The sequence below is a fragment of the Streptomyces sp. UH6 genome (genome assembly GCF_013421635.1).
GTDB classification, from domain to species: Bacteria; Actinomycetota; Actinomycetes; order Streptomycetales; family Streptomycetaceae; genus Streptomyces; species Streptomyces abyssomicinicus.
Genome location: NZ_JACADT010000617.1, coordinates 1 through 3476, shown reverse-complemented (window position 1 = coordinate 3476; position 3476 = coordinate 1). Strand labels below are relative to the sequence as shown.

Here is a 3476-nt window from a genome sequence, read left to right as displayed (position 1 = left end):
CCGCACCAGGCGCGGCCCTCCTGTGGTGATCCCGGCCGCCCGCGTCGCGCGGGTCCGGCCGGACCGCTCCCGCCCGGACCGGGTCCGGGCGGGACTTCGTCCTGTCCACCTTTCACAGCGCGCCGCGTCACGACACCGGTGCGCCGGACAAGGGATCACCCATGACCACAACGGAAACCGGCCCGGTCGCGGAACCGGGCTCCTCGGGCACCCCCGAGGGCGGCCGCTCGGGCCGTTCACGCCACGGCTTACGCGCGCTGATCGTGCGTCTGCACTTCTACGCCGGCGTGTTCGTCGCGCCGTTCCTGTTCGTCGCCGCCCTCACCGGGCTGCTCTACGCCTTCACGCCCCAGTTCGACCAGCTCGTCCACGGTGACCTGCTCACCGTCGAGGAGAGGGGGGAGGCTCCGCGTCCGCTGGCCGAGCAGATCCGGGCCGCCCGCGCCGCCCACCCCGAGGGCACGCTCGCGTCGGTGGTGACCCCGCCCGGCCCGGAGGACACCACCCGTGTCGTGCTGTCGCTGCCGGAGCTGGGGGAGAACCAGCGCACCGTGTTCGTCGACCCCTACACCGCCGAGGTGCAGGGCGAGCTGACGACCTGGTGGGGGGCCACACCGCTCACCAGCTGGCTGGACGAGTTCCACCGGAGCCTGCACCTGGGCGACCTCGGCACGCTCTACTCCGAGCTCGCGGCGAGCTGGCTGTGGGTCGTCGCCGCCGGGGGGCTGGTGCTGTGGATCGGGCGCAGCCGGGGGCAGCGCGCCGCCTCGGCCCGTGGCGTCCTGCTTCCCGACCGCTCCGCCGGTGGCGTCCGCCGGACCCGGAGCCTGCACGCCGCGACGGGCATCTGGCTGGCGCTCGGCCTGTTCTTCCTCAGCGCCACCGGCCTGACCTGGTCCGAGTACGCCGGGGCACGGTTCGACCGGGCGGTGGACGCCGTCCGGGGCCAGGCGCCGGTGCTCGACACCAGCCTGCCCGGCTCGGGCCCGGCCGAGGGCGGTGGCGAGCACGCGGGGCACGCGGGCGGGGGCGGTGACACTTCTTCCGGGACGGACCCCGCGGACTTCGACATCGCGCTGCGGACGGCCCGCGACGCGGGACTCGGCGGCACCGTCGTCGTCACGCCGCCCTCCGAGGAGCACACGGCCTGGACCGTGGCCCAGAGCGACAACACCTGGCCGGTCCACTACGACAGCGTCGCCGTCGACGTCGCAGGCGCCGAGGTCACCGACCGCACCCGCTGGGCCGACCACCCGCTCGCCGCGAAGCTGAGCAAGCTCGGCGTGCAGGGCCACATGGGCGTGCTGTTCGGCATCGTCAACCAGATCGCGCTGGCGGCGATCGCCGTCGGGCTGATGTGCGTGATGTTCTGGGGCTACCGCATGTGGTGGCAGCGCCGGCCCACCCGGGGCGGCGGGCGCCCCGTCCTCGGCAGACCGCCGGCCCGCGGGGCGTGGCGGAAGCTGCCGCTGCCGGTCCTGCTGGCCGGGCTTCCCGTCGTCGCGGCCGTCGGCTGGGCTCTGCCGCTGTTCGGAGTGACGCTGCTGGCGTTCCTCCTGGTGGACGTCGCCGTGGGCGTCTTCCGCCGTCGGCGCGTCTGACCTCCGCCGGGGGCGCGGGGACCGGGGTCCCCGCGCCCCTCACGGGGCCCGTGCCGCGGCGGACGTCCCACGCCCTCGTCGGAAGGCGGAGGCGCGTCCCGCCGTCGGCCCTCTAAAGTGGCTCCATGCCTGCCAGGTTGAGTGCCACGCGAACCCGCACAGCCCTGCGTACGTCGGCGCGCACCAGCGTCGACCTGCTGTTGGTCCTGCTGATGGTCACGGTGGGGCTGTGGCTCCTCGGCCGGATGTGGCCGGTGGTCTGGCCGCTGGTCGTCGCCCTGTTCCTCACCACGCTCACCTGGCCGATGGCGCGCTTCCTGCGTCGGCACGGCTGGGCTCCCGCCCTCGCGGCCTCGGTGGTCACGGTGGTGTCCCTGGTGATCGCGGCGGGCGTGGTCGCGCTGATCGCCGTGCCGGTGACGTCCCAGTCGGGGGAGCTGGTGGACGGCGTGATCGCCGGCATCAAGCACCTGCGGGAATGGGCCGCCGGGCCTCCGTTGAACATCGACGACACGGAGATCACCAAGGCGCTCGACTCCGCGGTGCACCGTCTTCAGAACAGCGTGGGGGCCACGGTCTCCGCCGTCGCCACCGGTGTGGGGACCGTCATCAACGGCGTCGTCACGGCCGTGCTCGCCGTGTTCCTCATGTTCTTCTTCCTGAAGGACGGCCCGCGGTTCCTGCCCTGGCTGACCCGTCAGCTGCCCGGCCGTCTGGCCGTCCACGTGCCCACCGTGGCCGAGCGGGGCTGGGACACCCTGGGCGCGTTCATCCGGTCACAGGCCTTGGTCGGACTGATCGACGCGGTCCTCATCGGTCTCGGCCTGTGGATCCTCGACGTGCCGCTGGTGCTGCCGCTGTCGGTGCTGACCTTCGTCTCCGCCTTCGTGCCGGTCATCGGTGCCCTGTTCGCCGGATTCGTCGCGGTGCTCATCGCGCTGGTGTCGAACGGGCTGACCGACGCGCTGATCGTGCTGGCGATCATCGTCGGCGTGCAGCAGCTGGAGGGCAACGTCTTCCAGCCCATGATCCAGAGCCGGGGCCTGGGCCTGCACGCGGCGGTGATCCTGCTGGCGGTGACGCTGGGCGGCAGCCTGGCGGGCATCGTGGGCAGCCTGCTGGCCGTGCCGGCCTCCGCGCTGATCGCGGTGGTGTGGAACTACATACGGGAACAGCTCGGCGAGCCCGAGGAAGGACCGGAGGACACCGGGGCTACCGTCGCGGACCCAGCGGCATCCTGACCGGTGTCCCGGCCCTGTTGACCAGCAGTTCCGGGACCCATTCCTCGTAGAACCTGATCTGGCCGATCACTCCCTCGGTCCTGGCGTGGAGCGCCAGCCGCTCCACCAGCGCGTCGAGTTCGGGCAGCAGCTCGGCGTGCAGTTCCTGCCGCGCCGTGAGCGCCCATCCGTCACGCGCGCGGACCAGCTCCCCGGTCTGCACCCCGCCGATGCGTCGCGCCGGGCCACGCCCTGCCAGCAGGGCGGTCAGCTCTCCCCCACTCCCGGCGTCAGGGGTGCCGAGGTGGAAGCGCAGTTCGTCGAGCACGGCGGCCGGCACGGTGGGCGCGAGATCGAGCGCCAGGTCCACGGCATACATGTCACCCATGGGGCCCGACCCTAGACGCGCACCGCCTTGGACTCGACCCAAATGGCCTGGAACCAGGCCGAGTTGTGGTGCGTCTGTGACGATTGCGGGCCTCGATTGCGCGACCGCTGCCGGGGCGGCGAAGATGACGAGAACTGTCGCGACGGATCGGTCGTGATCCTCGCGGTGACCCGACCGGGGGAGGCTTCATGAAGTTCGACATGGGTGCGCAGACGCTGTCGACCTTGCAGCGTGATTCGCGTGGTTCGAGTGATGATCTGGGCGCGT

General features: G+C 72.5%; 4 protein-coding genes. 2 read left to right on the top strand and 2 right to left on the bottom strand.

Translation table 11 applies throughout. From position 1 onward, the window contains the following. Window positions 1-161: 161 nt before the first annotated feature. The gene (locus HW445_RS23100) at window positions 162-1601 is read left to right on the top strand and encodes a PepSY domain-containing protein (protein WP_180222882.1); all 1440 of its coding nucleotides are present in this window, start codon (window positions 162-164) and stop codon (window positions 1599-1601) included. A 125-nt stretch (window positions 1602-1726) separates the two neighbouring features. Next, the gene (locus HW445_RS23095; RefSeq protein ID WP_180222881.1) at window positions 1727-2842 is read left to right on the top strand and encodes an AI-2E family transporter; all 1116 of its coding nucleotides are present in this window, start codon (window positions 1727-1729) and stop codon (window positions 2840-2842) included. Here the strand turns inward: HW445_RS23095 and HW445_RS23090 are convergent. Both HW445_RS23090 and HW445_RS32860 read right to left on the bottom strand, forming a co-directional pair. Next, the gene (locus HW445_RS23090) at window positions 2814-3209 is read right to left on the bottom strand and encodes a hypothetical protein (protein ID WP_180222880.1); all 396 of its coding nucleotides are present in this window, start codon (window positions 3207-3209) and stop codon (window positions 2814-2816) included. The two genes, HW445_RS23095 and HW445_RS23090, sit on opposite strands and share 29 nt — an antisense overlap. 11 nt (window positions 3210-3220) lie before the next feature. After that, window positions 3221-3476 (bottom strand): hypothetical protein (locus HW445_RS32860; protein ID WP_218957303.1); only part of this gene is annotated, 256 nt, incomplete at its 5' end.